23 protein-coding genes and 1 pseudogene are annotated in these 21,478 nt (G+C 70.7%); 13 read left to right on the forward strand and 11 right to left on the reverse strand.

The window, feature by feature from the left end; genetic code table 11:
- Positions 1-81 precede the first annotated feature (81 nt).
- Together ACIQTO_RS13125 and ACIQTO_RS13130 are read right to left on the reverse strand one after the other, a co-directional pair.
- Positions 82-273, reverse strand: a complete 192-nt coding sequence (locus tag ACIQTO_RS13125; protein WP_402387713.1) for a transposase — start codon at positions 271-273, stop codon at positions 82-84.
- A gap of 104 nt (positions 274-377) precedes the next feature.
- Positions 378-722 carry a TipAS antibiotic-recognition domain-containing protein gene (locus ACIQTO_RS13130; RefSeq protein WP_402387041.1) on the reverse strand — a complete coding sequence of 115 codons (345 nt, stop codon included), beginning with the start codon at positions 720-722 and terminating at the stop codon, positions 378-380.
- A gap of 335 nt (positions 723-1,057) precedes the next feature.
- Here ACIQTO_RS13130 and ACIQTO_RS13135 point away from each other — a divergent pair, with 335 nt between their 5' ends.
- The 12 genes from ACIQTO_RS13135 (at position 1,058) to ACIQTO_RS13190 (ending at position 13,508) form a co-directional block, all read left to right on the forward strand.
- The gene (locus ACIQTO_RS13135) at positions 1,058-1,456 is read left to right on the forward strand and encodes a hypothetical protein (protein ID WP_402387044.1); all 399 of its coding nucleotides are present in this window, start codon (positions 1,058-1,060) and stop codon (positions 1,454-1,456) included.
- A gap of 197 nt (positions 1,457-1,653) precedes the next feature.
- The gene (locus tag ACIQTO_RS13140) at positions 1,654-1,857 is read left to right on the forward strand and encodes a hypothetical protein (RefSeq protein ID WP_402387047.1); all 204 of its coding nucleotides are present in this window, start codon (positions 1,654-1,656) and stop codon (positions 1,855-1,857) included.
- The gene (locus ACIQTO_RS13145) at positions 1,844-2,347 is read left to right on the forward strand and encodes a DUF6879 family protein (protein ID WP_402387050.1); all 504 of its coding nucleotides are present in this window, start codon (positions 1,844-1,846) and stop codon (positions 2,345-2,347) included. Before ACIQTO_RS13140 ends, ACIQTO_RS13145 begins: the two co-directional genes overlap by 14 nt.
- Positions 2,344-3,210, forward strand: coding sequence for a helix-turn-helix domain-containing protein (locus ACIQTO_RS13150; RefSeq protein ID WP_402387052.1), 867 nt, complete (start codon positions 2,344-2,346; stop codon positions 3,208-3,210). Before ACIQTO_RS13145 ends, ACIQTO_RS13150 begins: the two co-directional genes overlap by 4 nt.
- 532 nt (positions 3,211-3,742) lie before the next feature.
- Entirely contained in the window at positions 3,743-4,021 is a 279-nt protein-coding gene (locus tag ACIQTO_RS13155) for a hypothetical protein (RefSeq protein ID WP_402387055.1), read from the forward strand.
- Between the two features lie 416 nt (positions 4,022-4,437).
- Positions 4,438-4,962, forward strand: coding sequence for a DUF6879 family protein (locus tag ACIQTO_RS13160; RefSeq protein WP_402387058.1), 525 nt, complete (start codon positions 4,438-4,440; stop codon positions 4,960-4,962).
- The gene (locus ACIQTO_RS13165) at positions 4,953-5,792 is read left to right on the forward strand and encodes a helix-turn-helix domain-containing protein (RefSeq protein WP_402387061.1); all 840 of its coding nucleotides are present in this window, start codon (positions 4,953-4,955) and stop codon (positions 5,790-5,792) included. Before ACIQTO_RS13160 ends, ACIQTO_RS13165 begins: the two co-directional genes overlap by 10 nt.
- A 175-nt stretch (positions 5,793-5,967) precedes the next feature.
- The gene (locus ACIQTO_RS13170) at positions 5,968-6,351 is read left to right on the forward strand and encodes a hypothetical protein (RefSeq protein WP_402387064.1); all 384 of its coding nucleotides are present in this window, start codon (positions 5,968-5,970) and stop codon (positions 6,349-6,351) included.
- Positions 6,352-6,446: 95 nt separating this feature from the next.
- Positions 6,447-6,899 (forward strand): NUDIX domain-containing protein, encoded by a 453-nt coding sequence (locus ACIQTO_RS13175; RefSeq protein ID WP_402387067.1) that lies wholly within the window; start codon positions 6,447-6,449, stop codon positions 6,897-6,899.
- A gap of 137 nt (positions 6,900-7,036) precedes the next feature.
- A complete protein-coding gene (locus ACIQTO_RS13180; RefSeq protein ID WP_402387070.1) occupies positions 7,037-7,906 on the forward strand; it encodes a hypothetical protein in 870 nt (289 codons plus the stop codon).
- A 227-nt stretch (positions 7,907-8,133) separates the two neighbouring features.
- Positions 8,134-9,216: a hypothetical protein gene (locus ACIQTO_RS13185; RefSeq protein WP_402387072.1), complete on the forward strand. Its 1,083-nt coding sequence runs from the start codon at positions 8,134-8,136 to the stop codon at positions 9,214-9,216.
- Positions 9,217-9,587: 371 nt separating this feature from the next.
- Entirely contained in the window at positions 9,588-13,508 is a 3,921-nt protein-coding gene (locus tag ACIQTO_RS13190) for a hypothetical protein (RefSeq protein WP_402387074.1), read from the forward strand.
- Between the two features lie 141 nt (positions 13,509-13,649).
- Here ACIQTO_RS13190 and ACIQTO_RS13195 read toward each other — a convergent pair whose 3' ends face one another.
- The 9 genes from ACIQTO_RS13195 to ACIQTO_RS13235 all read right to left on the reverse strand — a co-directional run bounded on the left by ACIQTO_RS13195 (position 13,650) and on the right by ACIQTO_RS13235 (position 20,838).
- Entirely contained in the window at positions 13,650-14,468 is an 819-nt protein-coding gene (locus ACIQTO_RS13195) for a class I SAM-dependent methyltransferase (RefSeq protein WP_402387077.1), read from the reverse strand.
- 146 nt (positions 14,469-14,614) lie between these two features.
- Positions 14,615-15,190 (reverse strand): hypothetical protein, encoded by a 576-nt coding sequence (locus tag ACIQTO_RS13200; protein ID WP_402387080.1) that lies wholly within the window; start codon positions 15,188-15,190, stop codon positions 14,615-14,617.
- The gene (locus ACIQTO_RS13205) at positions 15,187-16,587 is read right to left on the reverse strand and encodes a hypothetical protein (protein ID WP_402387083.1); all 1,401 of its coding nucleotides are present in this window, start codon (positions 16,585-16,587) and stop codon (positions 15,187-15,189) included. Before ACIQTO_RS13205 ends, ACIQTO_RS13200 begins: the two co-directional genes overlap by 4 nt.
- The gene (locus ACIQTO_RS13210; protein ID WP_402387086.1) at positions 16,584-17,390 is read right to left on the reverse strand and encodes an ATP-binding cassette domain-containing protein; all 807 of its coding nucleotides are present in this window, start codon (positions 17,388-17,390) and stop codon (positions 16,584-16,586) included. Before ACIQTO_RS13210 ends, ACIQTO_RS13205 begins: the two co-directional genes overlap by 4 nt.
- 32 nt (positions 17,391-17,422) lie before the next feature.
- Positions 17,423-18,238: a zf-HC2 domain-containing protein gene (locus ACIQTO_RS13215; protein WP_402387089.1), complete on the reverse strand. Its 816-nt coding sequence runs from the start codon at positions 18,236-18,238 to the stop codon at positions 17,423-17,425.
- Entirely contained in the window at positions 18,235-18,795 is a 561-nt protein-coding gene (locus tag ACIQTO_RS13220; RefSeq protein WP_402387091.1) for an RNA polymerase sigma factor, read from the reverse strand. The genes ACIQTO_RS13215 and ACIQTO_RS13220 overlap by 4 nt, the downstream gene beginning before the upstream one ends.
- A 268-nt stretch (positions 18,796-19,063) precedes the next feature.
- Positions 19,064-19,585: a putative immunity protein gene (locus tag ACIQTO_RS13225; RefSeq protein WP_402387094.1), complete on the reverse strand. Its 522-nt coding sequence runs from the start codon at positions 19,583-19,585 to the stop codon at positions 19,064-19,066.
- A gap of 74 nt (positions 19,586-19,659) precedes the next feature.
- Complete coding sequence (locus ACIQTO_RS13230; protein WP_402387097.1) at positions 19,660-20,202, reverse strand: DUF1707 domain-containing protein; 543 nt, start codon at positions 20,200-20,202, stop codon at positions 19,660-19,662.
- A gap of 132 nt (positions 20,203-20,334) precedes the next feature.
- Positions 20,335-20,838, reverse strand: coding sequence for a beta-class carbonic anhydrase (locus ACIQTO_RS13235; RefSeq protein ID WP_402387100.1), 504 nt, complete (start codon positions 20,836-20,838; stop codon positions 20,335-20,337).
- Between the two features lie 395 nt (positions 20,839-21,233).
- Here ACIQTO_RS13235 and ACIQTO_RS13240 point away from each other — a divergent pair.
- A pseudogene (locus ACIQTO_RS13240) lies at positions 21,234-21,467 on the forward strand (aminoglycoside phosphotransferase); the annotation flags it as partial.
- Positions 21,468-21,478 lie beyond the last annotated feature (11 nt).

The raw sequence follows: 21,478 nt of genomic DNA on the forward strand, positions 1-21,478 counted from the left end.
GAGCCTACGATGCGGGCCGGGCTTCGTAAAATCCCTCCGGCCGTGAAGATCCCCCTACAGGGCACATTTCGCCCTCCGCATTCATGGCGATGAGACCAGTGTCACCCAGAGGCCGCTGGGATGCTCGAATACGCGGTCGCGTTGCCAATGCGCGAAGGAGGAACAGACGGTCTCCCGGGGCGGGCAGTCCTGCGGGAGACAGCGCCAGGGGATCCCGGTGCGGTCGCCCTGGAGGATCGCGTCCAGCAGGTCGCGACGCGGACATCCGTCCAGCGGCTGCGCTCCTTGTCACACAGCCTCCGAAGTCGTCACCAGCAGGTCGACCGGGCGCCCCGAGAAGCGGCACCCACCGGTTCTCTCGCGGACGAAACGCCCGGTCAGGAGGCGAAGCCGGCCCCCTGGTCGGCGTACACCTTTATCGCCTCACCGAGGAATTCCACCATTCTCGGGTGGTAGGAGTTGTGGAAGCCCCTCATCGCCTCGTCCGCCTCATAATGGAGGCCAATGCCGATATACGCCTCCCGGGTGGGGACGTAGAATCGGCAGATGATCTCGAAGTGCCTGCCGACCAGTTCCTGAATTCGCTCGTCCTCGGGCAGGGAGCCCTCCACGCAGGCCGCTAGCTCCTTGTAGAGAACGTCCCAGTCCTGGTGGACCAGGTCCTTGTCCACATGCTCCCAGTTGTTCGTTTCGGAGAGGCTCCGGGCCTGTTCCTCGGCCATTGCCTGACGACACCGCTCCGTATACTGAGCGTCCATCGAGCGAATACTCATGTTCTTCACCGTCCAGCAGTGGCCATTGATCCACCCCGGAGTGTCACAGCCGCACAGGAACGTGGCAAGCCATTTGTCGTGCCTTCCCGCCGACACGCCGCCGCCGGAGAGCAGCGACAGTCCGCGGGCCCGTTCAAGGACAGACCTCAATCCGGACCGGGCCCACGTCCGACCGCACCGGCGTCCGGTGATGGATCGACGAACCAACGGATCGACGGCTGCGGGCCCGGACGGCGCACGTTCGGGCGCGCCCCCGAACCCGCTGGGGGTTTGCGCTGCTATGCGTGGGAGATGACCGTCAAGGTGTCCGGCACGCTCAACAACCTCGCCGGGCAACAGGTCTACCAGGGCAAGCTGACCTTCCTCCGGCCCGGCGAGGCCTCGGTGACCTGCAAGGGCGCCTCCCCGAGCCCAAGCCCCTCACCATCACCGTCGCCGAGCCCCTCACCGTCGCCGAGCCCGTCCCCATCGCCGTCGCCGAGCCCCTCACCATCACCGTCGCCGAGCCCGTCCCCATCGCCGAGCCCCAGTCCGACCAACTCCCCCGCCCCGAAGCCGACCCCGTCGCCCACCCCCATGCCGTCGCCAACCCCCACACCCGCCCCCGCCTCGCCTTCGACCAGGCCGAGTGGAGCACCTTCGTCCAGGCCATCGAAGCCGGCTCCCCCAACTTCACCGCCTGACCGGCAGGCTCACACCGGGCTCTGCCGTCGACCTTCCCGGCCTGGATTCGGCGGCCCCGCTCGGATTGCCGAGCGGGGCCGCATGGTTGATCCACCGGTTGCTTTCCCGTTCTGGAAAGATCTGCTTCTTGACCACCGGCCGACAGCCCCGGGAGCATCGAACGAGACAGGAACACCACTGGCGACTAGGAGGCGCGATGTTGCGCTGGCTGTCCGGAGACGGGTCCTGCAAGAACGGCACGTGCCCGACACTGTGGGGCACTGAGGACGGGAGCTACGTGGTTCAGGGCTACGTGATCACTGATCCCGACCGGTTGGCAGAGCTGACGCTGGCCGCCGATGAGACGGCTGTGATGATCCCCGCCAGTGTGCTGGAAGGCTACTTCCGTGCTCAAGGGTGAGGACTTCGGCCGACTGTTCGAGACATTCGAGCGGACGGCATTCCGGCTTGAAACGCTCGCGGTGTACGACGTGGAGGACGAGCACGCAGAGTTCGCCGACTTCCTCGCCGGCAAGCCGCTTCCGCCGGAGAGCGCAGACAATCCGTGGGTCCGTTCCATGACGGATCTCGGCAAGCAGGTAGGCCGCGTACACGTGCTCAGCTCTCCACTCTCCGACTACCTCCGCTACGAGCTGGCCTGGTACCCCGGCAATGTTGCCGCCGGAGAGTCGATCGGGATCATCGACACGGCTCGGCAGCAAATCAGCGGGCTGCCCGACTACGATTTCTGGCTGTACGACGATGCCAGGGTCTATCGGATGCACTACACCGAGGCCGGACAGTTCGTCGGCGCCGAGACGTTGCCGGATGACCGGCTCGACGAATACCGCCGATATCGAGATATTGCCCTGGCCCATGCTGTGCCGTTCTCGGAGTACCGGCCAGTTTGAGCGAGGACCGGCACAACGATTTGGGCATAGCCCTGCGGGCGCTTCGAATTGCCTCGGACAAAACCGCCGAGACCGTCGCCCGCAGGGCTTCCATGTCTGCCGGCAAGCTGTCGAAGATTGAGAACGGTCGCGTCCTGCCGACCGTCAAGGATGTCGAGCTGATCCTTACGGCACTCGGCGTGTCCGAGGCCGCAAAGACCGAGTTCCTGGAGCAGGCACGCGCGGCGGCCACCGAGGCCACAGCGTGGCGTGAGCTGCGCCGCATGGGCCACTGGAAGCACCAGCAGGCCATCCGGGCCATCGAAGCCCGGACGGGCATGCTCAGGCTGTTTCAGGGCCAGTTGATCCCCGGACTGCTCCAGAGCGCCGAGTACGTCTCTGCCGTCTTCGCAATGAATCCCGAGATGTCGGAGGAATCGAAGGCGAAAACTATTGCGGCCCGCCTTGAGCGACAAGTCGCACTCTACGATCCCACCAGGTCATTCCACTTCATCATTTGTGAGCACGTGCTGCACTGGCGCATCGGGCAGCCGGCACTGATGGCCACCCAGATGGATAGGCTTGTGTCCCTTTCCAGGCTGCCGAACGTAACCATCGGGGTTGTTCCTCTCGGCCCGCAGATGCCTGACTTCCCGATGACCTGTTTCAGTGCACATGATGACCGCCTGGTGATCGTGGGAACCTTCCACTCAGAGGTGACGACCCGAGACCCCAGGGACGTGGAACTGTACCTCTCGACTTTCGCTGCGTTCGATTCCGTGGCTCTTTACGGTGACGCGATGCGGACCTTGGCGGAGAGCATCCGAGATGGGTTCTTTCGGGAACGGGAAACCGGCTGGCCCCGATGGCCCGGCGACTCGTAGCTTGACCTTCCGCCCAAGAAACCGGCACCTGCACCACCAATGACACCCTCCTGAGCAATCCGATGATCATCGATTTGGCGTCGGAGACCTGAGGTGCGGGATCGTGGGCCACCGCGCGAACGGCGCGCGGTGGCCCGACCGACGGAGGGGCGAACCCGTGACGAAGATCGTTGCCAAGCTCGGGCGGATCATCCGCGCAACACCTGGACACAGGAGGAACGTTGAGCACTGCTAGCGACCCGTTGCCGAGCCCCAGTCCGACCAGCTCCCCCGCCCCGAAGCCGACCCCGTCGCCAACCCCCACACCCGCCCCCGCCTCGCCTTCGACCAGGCCGAGTGGAGCGCCTTCGTCCAGGCCATCGAAGCCGGCTCCCCCAACTTCACCGCCTGACCCACGCGGCAGGCCCTGCCCCACCCGGGCAGGGCCTGCCGCCGGGAACCCGGTTGACCCGTGGTGAAGGATGAAAGGCGTGATCTCCAAGGAACGCGCCGTCGAACTCGTCGAGTCTTTCCTGGCCGACGAGCGGTCGTCGTGGCCCTGGAAGGGGCCGGCCCCGAGCGGGCCGTCTGCTCAGTGGAGGAACACGGGGTCGGCTGGCTCGTCTTCTGGAACACGGTGGAGCACATCCGCGTGGCCGCGATGAGCCACCTGCGCAAGCAGGCCCCGCGGCTGAGCCTTCAGGAGACAAAGGCCTACATCGCGTCCGTTCGGGACGGCTCCGAACCACCGGAGGAGCTGGCGAGGCTCACCCCGAAAGAGCCGCTACAGCCGCCGTGGCCCGTCGAAACGCTGGCCGGCCCGGTCCAGTAGAGGATCTGGACGCGCCCAGGAGGGCAGCCGGGCCCGGAACACCTGTGAGGTCTGCTCTTCAGGCAGCCACGACGGCTCTACGCCTCCCTGGCCGAGGACCGCACAGGTCCACTTCAGACCGTGATCATTAGTCCAGGACGGGAATAGTGCCCGTACCGCATGGACAGAGCACCTGTCCCTTCCATACCGTTTCGGTCAGTCGGTCCAACCAGGGCAGAACTGAAGGGGGTTGACCGTGGCTCACCGGCGGCTCACAGGCAGTGGCAACGGTGACTGCAAGGAAGGCGACTGCCCCAACGTCTACGTCACCGACCGAGGCACTCTCGTCTTCCAGGGGGACCAGTACGCGGAGCTGACGGTACCGACTCACGAAGGTGCCGTGGAACTGCCCGAGCACGTTGTAAGGGAGGCCGTCCGTGTTCTTGGATGGTGAGGAATGGCAGAACGTTCTGCACGGCTTCGAGCGGTCGGCATTCCGACTGGAGACACTGCCCGCATACAAGGTCGCGGGAGAGGCCGAGGAGATCGAAGACTTCCTGAATGGGAATCGCATCGACCAGGACACCTACACATCCGGTTGGACCGACAGGCTCAGGGGGCACGCTACGGCCGGCCGCACGGTTCAGCGGGTGCACATCGTCACTCGGCCGCTGAGCGACTATCTGCGGTATGAATTCATGTACTACGAGCCGCACGCCAAGGCCGGCGAAGATATCCGCATTGTCGACCTGACCGACAGGCCGAATCCCGGCCTTCCGGACCAGGATTTTTGGGTCTTCGACGATTCGACCGTGGTCCTGATGAACTACGAGCCCGACGGGACACAGATCAATCGTGTACTCGCGGAAGGAAACACGGCGCAGTACCAAGAATGGCAGCGGCTCGCCGTGGCTGAGTCCGTGCCCTTCGCGGACTACGTGAAAGAGCACGGGTGGCAATAGACCCAGAAGAGCTGGGCCACAGCAAGAGCGACCTAGCACAAGCACTAAGAGAACTACGGGTTCAAGCCGGTCTCGCAGGAGACCGGCTTGCTCGGCGTTGCGGCATGACGCAATCCAAGATCAGCAAGATTGAGACCGGCAGGACGATCCCATCCCTGGTGGACGTGGAGCTGATCCTGCGGGCACTCGAAGTGCCGGCCGACCTGGCGCAGCGAGTGCTTGACCTGGCCCGCGTGGCGAATACTGAGTGGCAGGATGTTCGAGCTCTCAGAAAGAAGGGGCTGGAGAAGAAGCAAGTCGAGCTTGCGGCGCTCGACCAGTCTTCCACCGAGATTCGATACTTTCTGCTCTCGATGCTGAACACGCTACTAGCTACACCGGAATACGTGCGGGCAAGTCTCTCCCACGTGCCAGGGGATACCACCAAAGCGGTAGCGAAGAAGCTGGAGCGTCAGACCGTCGTCTATGACGAGTCGAAGACGTTCACATTCATTCTCACCGAGCAAGCTGTCCGCTGGGCGGTACTGCCGCCACGGGCGATGGTTATGCAAATCGACCGACTCATCTCGGTATCGAGACTCCCGAACGTCCGACTCGGTGTGATCCCGCTCGGGAAATACATCCCAGAGTGCCCTCTGAACACGTTCACCGTTTATGACAGCAGCCTTGCCACGGTCGAGACGGAGACGGGAATCGTCGTCCTCCGGGACCGTCGGGACATTCAGCTCTATCGGGACACATTTGCCATGTACGAGGGTCACGCACTCTTCGGCGACCCGGCCTGTGAGCAACTGGAAGAATGGTCGTCTCTCTTCCTCCGTGATCTTTAGTCATCCACGGGAATAATCACCTCTTACGCCTCCCCATAGCCCTAATCTGGGTCCTCGCCCATAAAGCCGATCAAAGGGGAGCCAGACATGTCCGTTGTGCACGGAGCAGAGGGTCGGCTCGCAAATGCCGCCGTCGACTGAGCCGGCGGCGCCCGGGGCGCCGAAGCCGGGCGCCGTGATGCGCTACGAGGTGGTGGAGGCGGCGGGGTCCCACGTCCTGCGGGATGTGATCGTCGGCGAGTTCTGCACTCTGCCGGACGACTTCGGCCAACCGGTGCTGCTGGCGTTCCCGAACGCCTACCACGCGCGTCTGTGGCTCATGACGGCCGACACCCGCAAGCGGTACGCGGTGAGCACCACGAGGATCCGGGCCGAGGAGCGCAGGGGGCCGACCGATGAGCACGCCGGTTGGCTGCTGTTCGACCTCTACGCCCCGACTCCTGTTTCCGAGCCGCCCACTGGCCCGGAAACACACGGCCCCGTGGGGCCTGAGCGCGGAGCTCGGGCGGCACCGGCGCCACCACTGACACCCCTGACACCCCCCGGAGTAATCCGATGATCACCGATTTGGTGTCAGTGGCCTGCGGTGCGGGATCGTGGGCCAACCGCGCGAGCGGCGCGCGGAAGTGGCCCGACCGACGAAGGGGCGAACCCATGAAGAAGATCGTTGCCAAGCTCTGGCGGATCATCAGGGGTCCGATGCAGTGGCGCGTTCTCTGGCTGTGGCACTCGAAGTTCATGGTCGGGGTCACGGGCATCGTCCGGGACCAAGACGGCCAGGTCCTGCTGCTCAAGCACCGGATGTGGCCGGAGGGTCGGCAGTGGGGTCTCCCGACCGGCTACGCCAACAGGAGCGAGACCTTCGAAGACACGATCGTGCGTGAGGTCCAGGAGGAGACCGGGCTCACGGTGAAGGCGTGCGAGCTGGCGCACTTGAAGAGCGGTTACAAGCTTCGCGTCGAAGTCGCCTATGAGGCGCTGTACGTCAGCGGACGGATCAAGGTTGCTTCGTTCGAGATCTTGGAGGCCCAGTGGTTCTCACCGGACAATCTCCCCGAAGGAGTGCAGGATTCGCACCGCCAGCTGATCAGTCGTCAGCGCTTCTGACCCTCGGCCGCTCACTGACACCCTCGTACCTGGGGCCGAACGAGCACTTGGCCGGCACAGCGGCCGAGCGGTCCGAGCTGGCGCACCTACTGGCCGGGCGGCGGGCGACGGCCGCGCTCGACCAGGCGCACCCGCGTATGACCTTCTCACTGCTGCATTGGGTGCTGGACACCTGGGGCGACGAATGGGCGCGGGAGGTGTTCCGGCAGGGGGCGTCTCTACTGGCTGACCGCTACCGGGAGTTGGGTTTGAGCCAGCTGCTTCCGATTGATCGGGTGTGGGTCGGGGTCCACTCGACCCAGCCCGCTGCGTTCGGCGGGTTCCACCACCCGAACCAGGGTTACCGACATGTGCAGTTGGCATCGATCATCACCCGGTACGGGCGGCTCAGTGATCCCCGGTTGGCGTCACCCGAACTGGTGGCGCTCGACCTGCTTCGCTCCTACGCCCATGACTGCCTGCACTGGGGATCGTTCCGGGAGTACCGGATCCAGGATGGGAAGGTGGTCCGCAGCCGGTACGGGATCAACTGGCTTGACTCGCAGCGCCGTACGTACTCGGCGCCGGACAAGGCCGACGCCGCTTCGACGCGGAATCTGGGCATCGTGATGGAGGGGGCCACCGATCGGGAGGCCCGGACGATCGCCGCTACGGTGGCCGACCGTCTCGGCCTGGCCGAGCGGATCGCTCCGCCCGATCGCCTGGCTTTCCGCGACACCACGGGACGGCTGGAGCCAACCGACTTCGACCACGCCGAGCCCGGCGCAGCGACCCGCTTTCATCAGGCGATGGCCGGATACGAACACGGTGTCGGCGCGCGGTATCAGCGTTTCCTCGCCGAGCTGGCCGGGGCCGACGCGGAGGCGCTGCACGGGCTGATTCTCACCGCGATGGTCAGCGGTGACCTGTCCGGCCTTACCAGCTGGCTCGACCTGCGGCACGGGCCCGGAGCGTTTCGCCGCACCTTCCGCTCACCGGGCTACACGGGGCCCGACCCCGGCACGTAGGCCACCCTCGAACGCCCCGGCCGTCCGTCGTCCCCCGTTGACGGACGGCCGGGGCACCGTTCCGGTCCTCCCCGCCTGCGGCCGGGGAGGACCACCCCCGGCCACCCGCACGACCCACGTCCTGCCGTGCCGATACCGGGTGACGGATCACCGGCCATCGGCCCGGACGGCGCAACCTTGGGCGCGCCCCCGAACCGGCTGGGGGTTTGCCCTGTTATGCGTGGGTGATGACCGTCAAGAACCGCGCACCCCGGGTGCGTGCCGCGACCGCCGTCCTCGCCACCGCCGGGGCCGCCTCGGCTGCCCTTCTCCTCCTGCCGGCGGGCGGCACCGCCGCCGCCGCACCGGGAGACCTCGCCGGCGCCACCCTGGTCCAGCTCACCAATCAGGACGTGCAGGCGATCGGGATGACGGCGTACCACGGCGTCTACGGGACGGCCGCGTCCACCACGGTGCCCGACTCCGACATGGCCGACTTCAGCAGCGACCCCGACGGCATGCTGTCGCGAATCACCATCGCCACCCAGACCACCCGGACCGCCACCGATCCCGCCAAGTACTACGCGCAGGCCCAACTCACCGACCTCACCGTCTTCTTCAACTCGACCCGGCTGGTGCACTTCGGCCCGGTCGAGGTCGGTCAGGTGGCCACGCTCGACTCCTACGCCGAGTGCGTACCCCCACCGGTCGGTCCGCTGGCCCTCGCCTACAACCGCACGGCCGGCGACCAGATCACCGTCCTCGGTCAGCCGGTCGGCCTGGGCACCACCCACCTGCAGATCACCGGAACCGACCTGGGCGTGCCGACCGTGGGCGCCAGCACCCTGGACGTGACCGTCACCCGCCACCAGGACCCGGCGGCCCAGGCCGCCCAGTACACCGCCGAGGCGTGGCTCGACATCGACGTGTCCGGCACCCTCAACAACCTGGCCGGGCAGCAGGTCTACCAGGGCAAGGTGACGTTCGTCCGGCTCGGCGAGGTCTCGGTGACCTGCACGGGCGCGTCCCCGAGCCCGAGCCCCTCCCCGAGTCCGAGCCCCTCCCCGTCGCCGTCACCGAGCCCCAGTCCAACCGGCTCCCCCACCCCGACCCCAACTCCGACCCCGACCCCGACCCCGACGCCCACCCCCACGCCGTCCCCCACACCCGCGCCGTCCCCCACCGCGTCGGGTTCGCCCTCGCCGGTCCCGCTGCCCGACACCGGCACCGGACCGGGCCTGCGCCGCCAGGCCGGTCTCGCCATGGCCCTGGTCGGCGTCGGCGCGGCCGCCGTCGTCCTCGCCCGCCGGCTGCGCTCACCCCGCCACTGAACGAGAACGTCCGCACCAACGCCTGACCGCCCCCGGGCCGGGCACCGCGCCGTCGCGGTGCCCGGCCCGCGGCCGTACCGGCGGCCCACCGGGGGTGGCGGCGGGCGGGGCATCAGGCAGTCGGTGGCCTCCCCGAAGGACCCACCAACGACAGCGACAACACGACGTGTCAGCTGAGCCCTGCCGAAGAATTCCCGTCGCGCGCCCGGGCCTCCCGTGGCACCCTCATCCCTGCCGGAACCCATGATCACGATGTCGGGCCGGCTCGCTAGACTCCCGGCTGCGCTGAGCTCCCGCAGCGGTCCATGGAAGTCAGTCAGGTACATCCTGAGATGGGGGAAGACATGAGCATGCTGCCGTCAGGCAGACGTGTGCGACACCGACGGATACGGGCGGTCACCACCGCGCCGGCCGTCCTGCTGTTCGCCGTACTGGCCACGCTGATGGGCCAGATCAACCCCGCCGCCGCCGCGGTGAACCCGCCCGCGGCCACCTCGTCGGCGAGCGAGCCGGCGTCCTCGTCGGCGTCCGCGCCGACGACCACACCGGACGGGCCCGCCGTGGACCCGAAGGCCGCGCACGACGCCGCCGTCCAGCAGCTGAAGGCGGCCGACCCGACCGGCCCCTGTCCGGCGTCCCTGGCGCCCGGCACGGTCACCACCTGCGCGATCGAGCCGAACCAGACGGCCTCCCTCACGTTCACCCTGGCACAGCCCAAGGACGTAGTCTTCGTCCAGGCCGTCGCGGTCTACTCGTCGGTCGACCTGAAGCTGACCGCGCCGGACGGCACCACCGTCGGCTGCGACAACCTCTACCCCGCGCAGCGCTGCGCCACCACCCGGGCGGGCACCTACACGCTGACGGTCCACAACAGCGCCTTCGGCTCCAACGGCGTCTCGCTGTCCTACCTCCCGCTGCTCTCCGGCACCACCTGCACCGCGGTGACCGCCGCCGACCACCGGCTGGGTACGCGCAACACCTTCTCCCGCACGCTGCCCCAGGGCTCCGCGGGTGACTGCTACACGCTGGACCTCGCCGCCGGCGACGCGCTGCGGACGTACGTCTCCGGTCTGCCCAACGAGCAGGTCTTCGACGCCAACGGGACCGAGCTGTGCCCGCACTACTTCGGTGACACGATCGCCTGCAAGCTCGTCGGCCCGGCACCGTTCCGGGTGCTGGTGCAGCGCACCCCGGGCGACTCGGTGGCCTACAACCTCGCCGTGGAGCGACTGGCCCCGCCCGAGGGCTGCCCGACGATCGAGCCGCAGGCGTTCGGGTCCGTCCCGGACCTCGGCTCGACGGCGCGCTGCCGCCTCCTGCACGTCACCACGGCCGGCAAGTACTCCTTCGCGCCGATCACGGCGGACGACACCACCCTGTCCGGTGAGCTGTACACGGCCGACGGCGTCCGGCTCTTCGGCGCCTGCATCCAGGGCGTCGGCTGCGACCTGGCTGCCGGCACCTACACCTGGGTGCTCGACGCCAACAAGGCCGAGAGCCCGGCGTTCGGCCTGGTGTTCCGCTCGGACGGCGAGACCCGGGGCTGCGTCGCCGGCAAGGACGACGGACTGGTCTCCGGCCCGTCGGCGGGCACCTTCGGCGCGCGCGGCCGGGCGGACTGCCTGACCCTGCCGACGGCCTCCGGGACGGGTGTCTACCTGCTCAACCGGCCGCCGACGACCGAGGGGTACGCCACCGCCGCCGTCTTCGACGCCGCCGGCGTCAAGCAGTGCGGCAACGAGGGCTACCCGTCGACGATCTGCAAGCTGACCGGTACCGCGCCGTTCCACGTCGTGCTGACCGGCACGCCGGGCCAGGCCTACCAGGTGGTGGTCCACCGGACCGGCACCACGGCGGGCTGCCTGGCCTGGCCGCAGAGCCCCTACGACGGCAGCTGGGGCGCGGAGTTCACGCTCACCCCGACCGTGCGGCAAGCCTGCCTGGGCCTGCCGGCCGACCGGCACTCCACCGCCGAGCAGTTCGACTACACCAACACCGCCAACCGGGTGAACGCCTCGGTGCAGGTGGTGGACCCGCAGGGCACCGTGGTCTGCTCCACCGGCAGCAGCTCGGCCTTCAACTGCCGTTTCACCCCCGGTGTGGCATACACGGCGCTGCTGACCAACAGCACCTGGGGCGACACCTACCAGGTGGTGCGGCGTGACATCTCGCCCACCGCGACCTGCCTCACGCCGACGTCCACCTCCTTCGGCGGGCCGTCCCTCCCGATCGAGCTCACCTCGGCGCTGGACGCCCGCTGCGTGCGGCTCACCGCCGCCGCCACGGACAAGCTGTGGCTGTCGGCGCGCACCGCGGACGGCACGGTCGAGTCGCAGGTCATCGACGCCGACGGCAAGCTCGTCTGCACCCAGTGGGCCGGCACCGTGTACCCCTGCCAGCTCACCGGCTCGACCTCGTACACCATGGTCGTGGTCGCGGCCGGGTACGGCGGCACCACGATCCACGCCACCGTGGACACCTGGACAGTCGGCACGTCGGCCGGCTGGGCGCCGGAGTGCACCGCACACCAGGCGTCGATCGCAGGGTTCCCGACCCGGAGCGGGGTGTTCACCGAGTCGTCCACCGCGTACTGCGCGGTGATCGACATGCAGCCCTCGCAGTCCTTCACGGTGTCCGGCGTGACCAGCGCGACCGCGCGCGTTCAGCCGTACGTCTGGCTGCTCAGCCCCAGCAAGTGGACCACCCTCGACCTCAGCTACCAGTGCGACAACAACTCCAGCGGGTTCGGCGCCCGGTGCCAGAGCAGCAACTCCGCCGAGGGCGGCCGCGCGATTCTGGTGATCGCCCCGGGCCGGACGGCGACGCCGGTCGAGTACAGCTTCCAGGGCACCTGCGAGTACCCCACCTGCAACCCTCCGACGGCCTCCCTGACGGTGGGCTCGGTCAGCCCGGCCACCGGCGCGGCCGGGACGCGGGTCCAGGTGGAGCTCCGCGGCATCGGCCTCACCCTGGGCAGCAAGCTGGCCCTGCGGCGTGACGGCGTCTCCTCGCAGCCGTACGTGACCCCGCTCTCGGTCAACGCCAACGGCACCTCGCTGCACGTCCTGGTGGACACCAACGGCCTCGCGCCGGGCAGCTACGACATCCAGGCCGACGGCTACCGCACGCTGCTCGCCAACGCGTTCACCGTCAAGGCCGCCCCGGCCGCGGCCAAGGGCCGGTTCGTCCCCGTCCCGCCGTCGCGGATCCTCAACACCGTCACGGGCGTCGGCGCCCCCGCCGCCCGGGTCCGTCAGGGCGGTGTGGTGACGCTGCAGGTCGCCGGCGTCGGCGGGATCCCGGCCACCGGCGTCACCGCGGTCGTGATGAACGTGACGGCCGTCAACCCCACCCGGAACAGTGCCGTCTCGGTGTACCCGAGCGGCCGACCGGTGCCCGACCTGCCGACCGTCAGCTTCGCGGCCGGGCAGAACGTGCCCAACCTGGTGACCGTGCCGCTGTCCAACGGCAAGGTGGACCTGCGCAACGCCTGGGGCGAGGTCGACCTCGGCGTCGACGTCGCCGGGTACTACACGGACGGCGGCGCCGGCTCGCTGCTGAGCCCGATCAACCCGACGCGCATCCTCAACACCGTCTCGGGCGTCGGCGCGCCCGCCGGCCGGGTCGACTGGGGCGGCGTGGTGCCGCTCCAGGTGACCGGGGTCGCCGGCGTCCCGGCCACCGGCGTGACGGCGGTCGTCATGAGCGTGACCGCCGTCAACCCCACCCGGACCGGGTTCGTCACGGCGTACCCGCACGGCCAGGCGGTGCCCGACGCGTCGAACGTCAACTTCACCACCGGGCAGAACGTCTCCAACCTGGTGACCGTCCCGGTGGGCACGGACGGCAAGGTGGACCTCTACAACGCCTGGGGCGAGGTCGACCTCGGGGTCGACGTCGTCGGGTACTACTCCGCCAAGGGCGCCACCTACACGGCGTCCGACCTGGTGCGGCTGATGGACACCCGCACCGGCGAGGGCGCCCGGATCGGCTCCCTGGGCGGGGCGGGCGACGTGGTCAGCCTGAAGGTGGCCGGGGTGGAGGGCGTGCCCTCGACCGGCGTCACCGAGGTGCTGATGAACGTCACCGTGGTGTGGCCCACCAACACCAGCTTCCTGACGGTCTACCCGCACGGGACGGAGCGTCCGGACGCCTCGAACATCAACTACCGGCCGGGTGAGGTCGTGTCCGCGCTGGTGATGGTGCCTGTGGTGGACGGGCGGGTGTCGTTCACCAACCAGTGGGGCGCCGCCGACGTGGTGGCCGACCTGATCGGCTACTTCTCGGCCTGAGCCCCGACCCGCTCCGCAGAGACGGAGACGGAGACGGAGACGGAGACGGAGAGCCTGCCGCGCCGCCCGGACCACCGGGCGGCGCGGCAGCGCCGTTTCCGGGGCCGTCCCCGCTCCGACCGGCGCCGGTGGACCGCCCTCTTACTCCGCCCTGCTCGCGCGGATCGAGTAGATCAGCGGGACGCGCGGCCGCCCCTCGGGGAAGCGGTAGACGCCGCCGTCCTGCTCCAGGACCGGGAAGCGGGGGAACAGGGTGAAGTCGTGCTCGTGCAGGAAGTCCACCCGCAGACCGGCGGCGACCAGCGCGCTGACGACCTCGCCGATGCCGTGCTGCCATTCGACGGTCACGTTCGCGGTGGTCGCCGCGCCCAGGTCGGCATAGGTGCCCGGCTCGTCCCAGACCATCGGCTCGCGCCGGAAGTAGTCGGTCTCCACCGTCCGGCCGTCCTCGGCCAGGATGTCGGCGAACGGGTGGAACTCGGCCAGGTAGAGGAAGCCGCCCGGGGCGACGAGCGCGGCCGCCGTCCGCGCCCAGCGGTCGATGTCGGGCAGCCAGCACAGCGCGCCCAGGCCGGTGTAGACGATGTCGAAGGTCTGGGCGTCGAGCACCTCGACGGCGTCGTACACGTCGGCGGCGACGAAGCGGGCCGTGCTCGCGCCGATCTCCTTGGCGAGACCCTCGGCCACGGCGACGGCCGGCTCGGAGAAGTCCAGCCCGGTGACGGTGGCCCCGCGCCGGGCCCACGCCAGGGTGTCCAGGCCGATGTGGCACTGGAGGTGGACCAGGGTCCTTCCGGCGACATCGCCGACCTCGGCCAGCTCGAACCCCCGGAGCGCCTCCCTCCCGGCGACGAAGCCGGGGACGTCGTAGAACGCGCCGGAGGTGTGGATCGGGACACGCTCGTCCCAGTTGGCGCGGTTGGCCGCGCGCCAGTCTGCGGGTACCGGATTCTCCGTCATACCGGCCACGCTAACCACCGGCGCGCACACCGCCCAAGGCAATTTCGACGAGCGGCCGCGGGAATCCGCCGGCACCTTCGACAGCGCCCCCGGCCCGCCCCTCGATCGGGGCGGGCCGGGGGCGCTCGGGTCGGCGCGGGTCGCCGCTACCGTCGCGGGCCCGCCACGGCGTACAGCACCGTGCCGGTGACCAGCAGGGTCAGCGCCGTCCAGGTGGCCGCCGCCGTGCCGGGCGGCATGAGCATCCAGCCGGTCACCTCCCCCACGGTGCCCGCCGGCACCGCGCCGAAGAGGACCAGGCCGAGCCAACCGGTCGGCAGGGTCCACGCGAACTGCGCCCCGAACACCGTCGCCCCGAGCGCGGCCAGGCCCACCAGACCCGCGCTGTCCCGGGCGACCAGCGCGACGGGGGCGAGCTCGGGACCGGCCGCCTGGACCGCCAGCAGCGCCGCACCGGCGACCGCGCCGATCAGCAGGACGTGCGCGGCCCGGCGGGTCACCCACCGGATCGCGGCCGTGCGGTCCAGCATGACGTCCTGCCCGCCGAGCCCCAGCCCGGCGGCCGCCACGTTCGCGGTGAGCACCAGGACCACGGTCGCCAGGTCCACCGGGCCCTCGCCGCTGCCCGGGGCGAGGGACCACAGGGCCAGGACGGTGAGCGCGCACGCGGCGGCCGAGGCCGGCACCTGCCGTGAGCGTCCGTACAGCACCAGCCACCTCATCGGGCCGCCTCCCCCAGCAGTGCCGCGAACGGATCGCCCGGCGCGCAGGAGATCGCGGCCGCGCGCAGCTCGGCGATCCACGCGCGCTGCTCGGCCGGCGGCAGCGCCGTCAGCTTCTCCCAGGCGGCGTCGGCCCGCTCCCATGCCGTGCGCGCGTACTGGTCGGCCTCCCTCGGCTCCAGCGGTTCGATGCGGGTGTCGCCGAGCGCCCAGCTCGCGGCGAGGCTCTGGGCGGCGATGTCGCCCAGTCCCCCGCCCTCGCGGGAGTTGTGCCCGGAACAGTTCGGGGCCAGGCCCTGGGAGACCAGGACGCGGGTCAGTCGCGTGCCGTCCGCGTCGCCCATCAGCGTTTCGTCGAAGTCCACCAGCAGCACGTCGTCGGAGAGCCGGCGGTGAGCGCCGAGCGCGCGCAGCGAGGTGTCCTCCCGCACCGAGGCCGGTGCCTTGTCCCCCAGGGCGTCGCGCAGCACGCGCAGGGCCTCCTTGCCGGACGGCGCGAGCGCGGGCAGGCGGTGCCGGTTCGCCGTCGTCACGCACACCGGGCCGTCGCAGACCAGCGCCGCGCCGGCCCGGTCGACGACATAGGTGTCGCGCGGCTGGGCCGGCAGGACCAGCAGGGCCAGCGCCGCGCCGGCCAGGACGGGAACCACCGCGAGCAGACGCGCCCGGCGGGTCGCGGCCACCAGCAGCGCGAAGCCGGTGCCCAGCAGACCGAGCAGCCAGAGCGTCTGGCCGAGGTGCGCGGAGCCGGACAGGGTCAGCAGCAGCTCACGCGGCTCCGCGGTCACCGGGGACAGCTGGGCGAGCAGGTTCGGCGCGCGGCTGGAGGGCCGTTCCCCCTCGGCGTTCGGCCGCAGCAGGAGACCCGCCGTCATGAGGACGGCCACCACCAGGGCCGGCGGGGTGAGCGCGAAGGGCAGGGCCCGCGCGACGCCCATCCCGAACACCGCGCCGGCGACCAGCGCCAGCATCGCCACCAGGGAGATGGGCAGCCAGCCGAGCGGGAGGTAGGTGGTGCCGCCCAGGACCACCTGGACCCCGCCCACGAGGACGAGGAGGCCGAAGCCCACCGCCAGCGCGAACGCCATCGCGCCGGCCGGCAGCGCCGCCCGGCGCCAGGCCGGCCGCGGCGTGGTCATCAGCAGTTCACTCATCCGCGAGCGGGAGTCGCGCAGCCCGTACAGCGCCCCGAGGCCCACCACGAGCGGCCACCAGAAGCCCAGCAGGGACCGGGTCCACAGGGCCATCGAGGTCCACTGGGCCGTCCACCCCGTGGCCCCCTGCCACCAGATCCCGTCGATCAGACAGAAGACCGCCAGGCTGGCTCCCAGGATGAGGACGCCGCCCCACGGGGCGGCCGAGCGCCTGAGCTCGGTCCGCAGCACACGGGCGTTCACCAGGTGCCCCCGGGCCGCTCGGAGTGGCTGAGCAGCGCCGAGTAGCCGCGCTCCAGGGGGCTGTCGCCCGGGTACTCGGGGCCGCCCGCGGCGGCCAGCACCTCCGGCGTGCCCTGGAAGACGAGCCGGCCGTCGGCGAAGAGCACCACGTCGGTGCAGGCCGCCGCGACGTCCTCGACCAGGTGGGTGGAGACGACCACGCAGGTGTCGCGGCCCAGTTCCTGCAACAGCTCGCGGAAGCGCAGCCGCTGCGCCGGGTCCAGGCCGACCGTCGGCTCGTCCAGCAGCAACAGCACGGGGTCGTTGACGATGGCCTGGGCGATGCCGACCCGCCGGACCATGCCGCCGGACAGCGTCTTCATCCGGTGGTCGGCGCGGTCCGCCAGGCCCACCCGTTCCACCGCCCGCTGGACGGCCCCGGGGATGTCCGCCTTCGGGACCTCCTTCAACCAGGCCATGTACTCGACGAACTCGCGCACCGTGAAGCGCTTGTAGTAGCCGAACTCCTGCGGCAGGTAGCCGATCCGGCGGCGCAGCGCCCGGTGGTCGCCGATCCGGCCCACGGAGTCGCCGAGCAGTTCCAGTTCGCCCCCGGCGGGGCGCAGCACGGTGGCCAGGGCCCGGATCAGGGTGGTCTTGCCCGCCCCGTTGGGCCCGAGCAGGCCGTGCGTACCGAGGCCGAGGGAGAGGTCGAGCCCGTCCACGGCCGTCTTCCGCCCGGCCCGGACGCTCAGTCCGGTGGCCCGGACCTCCCAGGCGTAGGTCTTCGGCGCGGTGTCGACCACGCTCGTCGTGGGTGTCATGCGGTGGGTCCTTCCGAGGGTCAACAACGGTTTCACAGCGTCGAGTAGGTGTTTCTGCGGGCGATCACGGCGGCGACGCCCAGGGCGAGGAGCAATCCCCAGAAGGGCAGCCGGTCCGCCTCCAGGACGAGGGGGGCGTGGCCGCTGGACCAGGCCGGTCCGACGACGACCACCCCCCAGAGGGCCACCAGCGCGGCGGCGGCGCGGGTCACGCCGACCACGCTGCCCAGCGCCAGGGCGGTGGAGGTGAAGGCCAGCGAGGGCAGCAGCCACTGCGCGGCCGTCATGGCGCCGGTCAGCCATCCCTCCAGCAGGAGCCCGGGCAGGGCCACCAGGAGGACCGCCGTGGTGCGTCTGAGCACCAGCGGCAGACCGGCCAGGGCGGTCGAGGCCGTCAGTTCGTACACCGGGTCCAGGCCGCGCGACCACGAGGCGGCGACACCGCACAGCGGCAGCACCGGCGCGACCAGCAGCACGGGCGAGGCGTCGCCGAGGAGCGACGGCGGGCCGGCCACGTCCAGCAGCAGCGCCAGCAGGACCACCGTGACGGTCATGACCAGCCACGGGGTCATCGCCGGTGTCATCCAGGCCGACACCCACCTCGGGCGGAACCGTCGCGCGGGCGCCCTGCCGGCGGCGACCAGCCGCGGCTCCAGGCCGGCCCGGACGGTGTCGACGAGCGCGGCGATGCCGGGTGCCCCGGTCGCCACGGCGGCCGCCAGGCGGCCGCGGCACGTCGCGCAGGTCTCCAGATGGGCCTCCAGGGCCCACACCGTGTCCGCGGCCATCGCCGCGTCACCCCGTGCGTAGTCGTCGATCAACCGCGTCGACGCATGATCCGCGCTCATGCCATCGCCTTCCGCATCGCGATCCGGGCCCGTCGGGCGCGGGTCTTGACCGTGCCTTCCGGGAGTCTGAGCAGGACGGCCGTCTCCCGGACGGAGAGCCCGTCGAGCACCATGGCCTGGAGGACCTGTCGCAGTTCCGGCGCCAGTTGCCGGAGGGCGTCGCCGACGTCGCCGCCGACGGTCCGGGCGAGCACCTCCTCCTCCGCCGCGGGCACCACCGCCGCCCCGGCGGCGGCGACCGGCGGCTCGGCGTGGTGGGCGCGGCGCCGGAACGCGTCGACGAGGCGACGCGCCGCGATCGTCCACAGCCACCCGACGGCCGACCCGCCGACCGCGCTCCCGGCGAACGCGCCGGCCGCGCGCCACACCGCCAGATAGGTCTCCTGCATGACCTCGGCGACGATCTGCTCGTCCGCGCAGCGACGGCGCAGCCGCACCGCCAGCCACGGCGACGTGCGCCGGTACAGCTCGTCGAACGCCGCGCGGTCACCCTTGGCGACCAGCCGGAGGAGGCGTTCCTCGTCCAGCTGGTCCAGTGCTCTCCTGCGTGATCTCACACCAGCCAGACGACGGATCCGGCGCGCGGGTTCTGCATCCGGAGTGATCTGCGTCACAGGGGCGGGTGTGGAGGTTTGCGGGGCGCCGGAGCCCCCGGGAGCCCCGGTCCCCAACCCCCTTTCAGCGGGGGCGATCCGAGCCCGCGTCAGCGGAGGCGGAAGCGGCGGCCCGCAGGACCACCACTCGACCCGGCCGCGTGCCCGCCCAGCCCCGCCGCTGGCCCGCTCGGCGCCGACGCCTGTCCGCTCAGCCCCGCCGCTTGCCCGCTCAGCCCCGCAGCGCGGTTTCGAGCCGGTCGCGGAACGCGTCCAGCCTGCTGCGGCCGGGGACGAAGACCGGCATCTGCCGCACGATGTCCGCGACCGCCCGCGGCGCGTGGTCGATCGCCCGGCGGAGTTCCTCGTCCCCCACGCCGGGATCGCCGTCCGCCGCCAGCTCCCGGGCCAGCGCCGCGTACATCGCCGGCGCGAGCGCGTGCTTCGCCTGGTGCGGGGTGGCGATCGGGTGGATGTAGGGGCTCGCCGCCGCGTAGCCCGCGGCGCGGGCGGCCGCCGTGGCGACCGGGTCGCCGACCTCCCGGGCGGCCGCGAGGGCCGCGACGGCGACCGAACGCAGCGCGGCCGTCCGCCTCCCGTCGCGGGTGAAGACCCGGATGCCCTCGACGGCCTCACGGGGGCGGGCGTCGGCCGGGGCCTTCGCCTCGAACAGCGGCAGCACGCGCTCGGCGCAGTCGGCCGCCCAGGATCCGAGAAGCCGGCGGTCCTCGTCGCTGATGGTCACCTTGTCCACCCGCCCATCCTGCCCGCCGCGGCCGTCCCCTGTCGCCACCGGCCTCCCGGGGGCGAACGGGGGCGGACGGGACCTCAGCGCCGAGCGTGGCGGATCTTCAACCGTCCCATGCCCATGGCCCCGGAGATCCGGATCGTCGGCCCGCCGGCGCCGGAGCGCCGCCGGGGCCGGTACCGGGTGTCCTTCCACCCGGCGCGCAGCGCCTCGAACTCGACGGTCGCGTCCCGGGGCACGGTGATCCTGGCACTGCCGGTGCCGACGTGCAGCTCGATGTCGACCACCGCGTGCTCGATCACCGCCCGGGAGAGGTCCAGACGCACCCGGCCGAGTGCGGATTCGACCTTGAGGAACCGCGGCACCCGCCACACTCCACGCCGCTGGATCCGCCCACTGACGGCACCGATCGTGGACGTGGTGTCCGCGGGCTCCGCCGGGAGCACGCGCAGGGCCGCGACGAGTTCACCGTGCGTGGTGGCGGTGAGTGCCCGGTGGAGGCCCGCGTCCATCTCCTCGTGCGAGAGGTGCCCCTCGGCGTAGGCCTCCTGAAGACGCCGCACGCCCGCGTCACGGTCGCCTTCGCCGATCCGTCGCGGCAGGCCTTCCGGCTGGGGGATCATCGTCCCACTGTAGTGCCGCGCCGAGGATCCGAGAACGCCAAGGCCCTTGGCAGGTCGGGCATCCGACGTGAACGCCCGTCCCCGGCGCCCCGGCCCGGGCGGGCGCGGGGCGCCGGGGAACGGCTCACCCCGTTACAGCACGACCTCGTCCAGCTTGCCGGTCGCGATGTCGAAGACGAAGCCGCGCAGGGCGTCGGTCTTCGGGACGAACGGGCTGTTCCGGATCCGGGCGGCGGACTGCCGGACGTCCGCCTCCAGGTCGGCGAAGGCCTCCGCCGCCCACGGCGGCTTGATGCCCGTCTCCTCCCGGATCGACTCGCGGAAGGCGTCGTCGCCGAACGTCAGCATCCCGCAGTCGGTGTGGTGGATCAGGATGATCTCCCTTGTCCCCAGCAGCCGCTGACTGATCGCCAGCGACCGGATCGCGTCGTCGGTGGCAACCCCGCCGGCGTTGCGGATCACGTGCGAGTCGCCCTCGTCGAGCCCGAGCGCCGCGTAGACGTCGAGACGGGCGTCCATGCAGGCCAGGACGGCGCTCTGGCGGGCCGGCGGCAGCGGCAGCGGCCCCTGGAAGTCGACCGCGTAGGCGGCGTTGTTGCGGAGGTAGTGCTCGGTGGCGGTGCCGGGTTCGGTCATGGCTGTCCCCTTCGAGGGCAGGGTGTCGGCGGTGGAGGAGGTCAAGGACGGCACGCGGACGGGCGCGGCGAACGAAGGCTTCGGCGCCCAGGGTGATGTCGGGTCCCGGCCGGGACCGGACGGCGACGGCACGGGCACGGAGAGGCGCACAACAGAGGCGCGCGGGAACGGCGTGCGGAGAACCGTGCGTCAGCGACCGAGCGGACAACTCGCGCTGGACAGACGGCCGTAGTCGACGTGACGACGGCGGACAAGCTCGGTCATAGCCGCACGCTAACCCCCAACCCGCCCTGAACGCCAGGGAATCCACCCGTCACCACCCGAACGGGGAAGCCGGGACGGCGCTGAGCGGAGCACACTGACGGTTCGCCGCAACAGAACGGGGGGCTCCCTGCATGGCCGACTTCGTGATCGACGAGACCTTGGTGCGCACACTGCTCCAGGAGCAGCATCCGGACCTCGCGAACCTGGACCTCTGCCGGGTGGAGGGCGGCTGGGACGCCCGCATGTGGCGCCTGGGAGGCGAGTTGGCCGTCCGGATGCCCCGCACGGACCGTGCCCCGGCACCGCTGTGCAAGGAGCGGGAGTGGCTACCCGTACTGGCTCCGCGACTGCCCCTGCCGATCCCGGGCCGGTGACT

The sequence above is a fragment of the Kitasatospora sp. NPDC091207 genome (genome assembly GCF_044768625.1).
In the GTDB taxonomy this organism is placed as follows: Bacteria; Actinomycetota; Actinomycetes; order Streptomycetales; family Streptomycetaceae; genus Kitasatospora.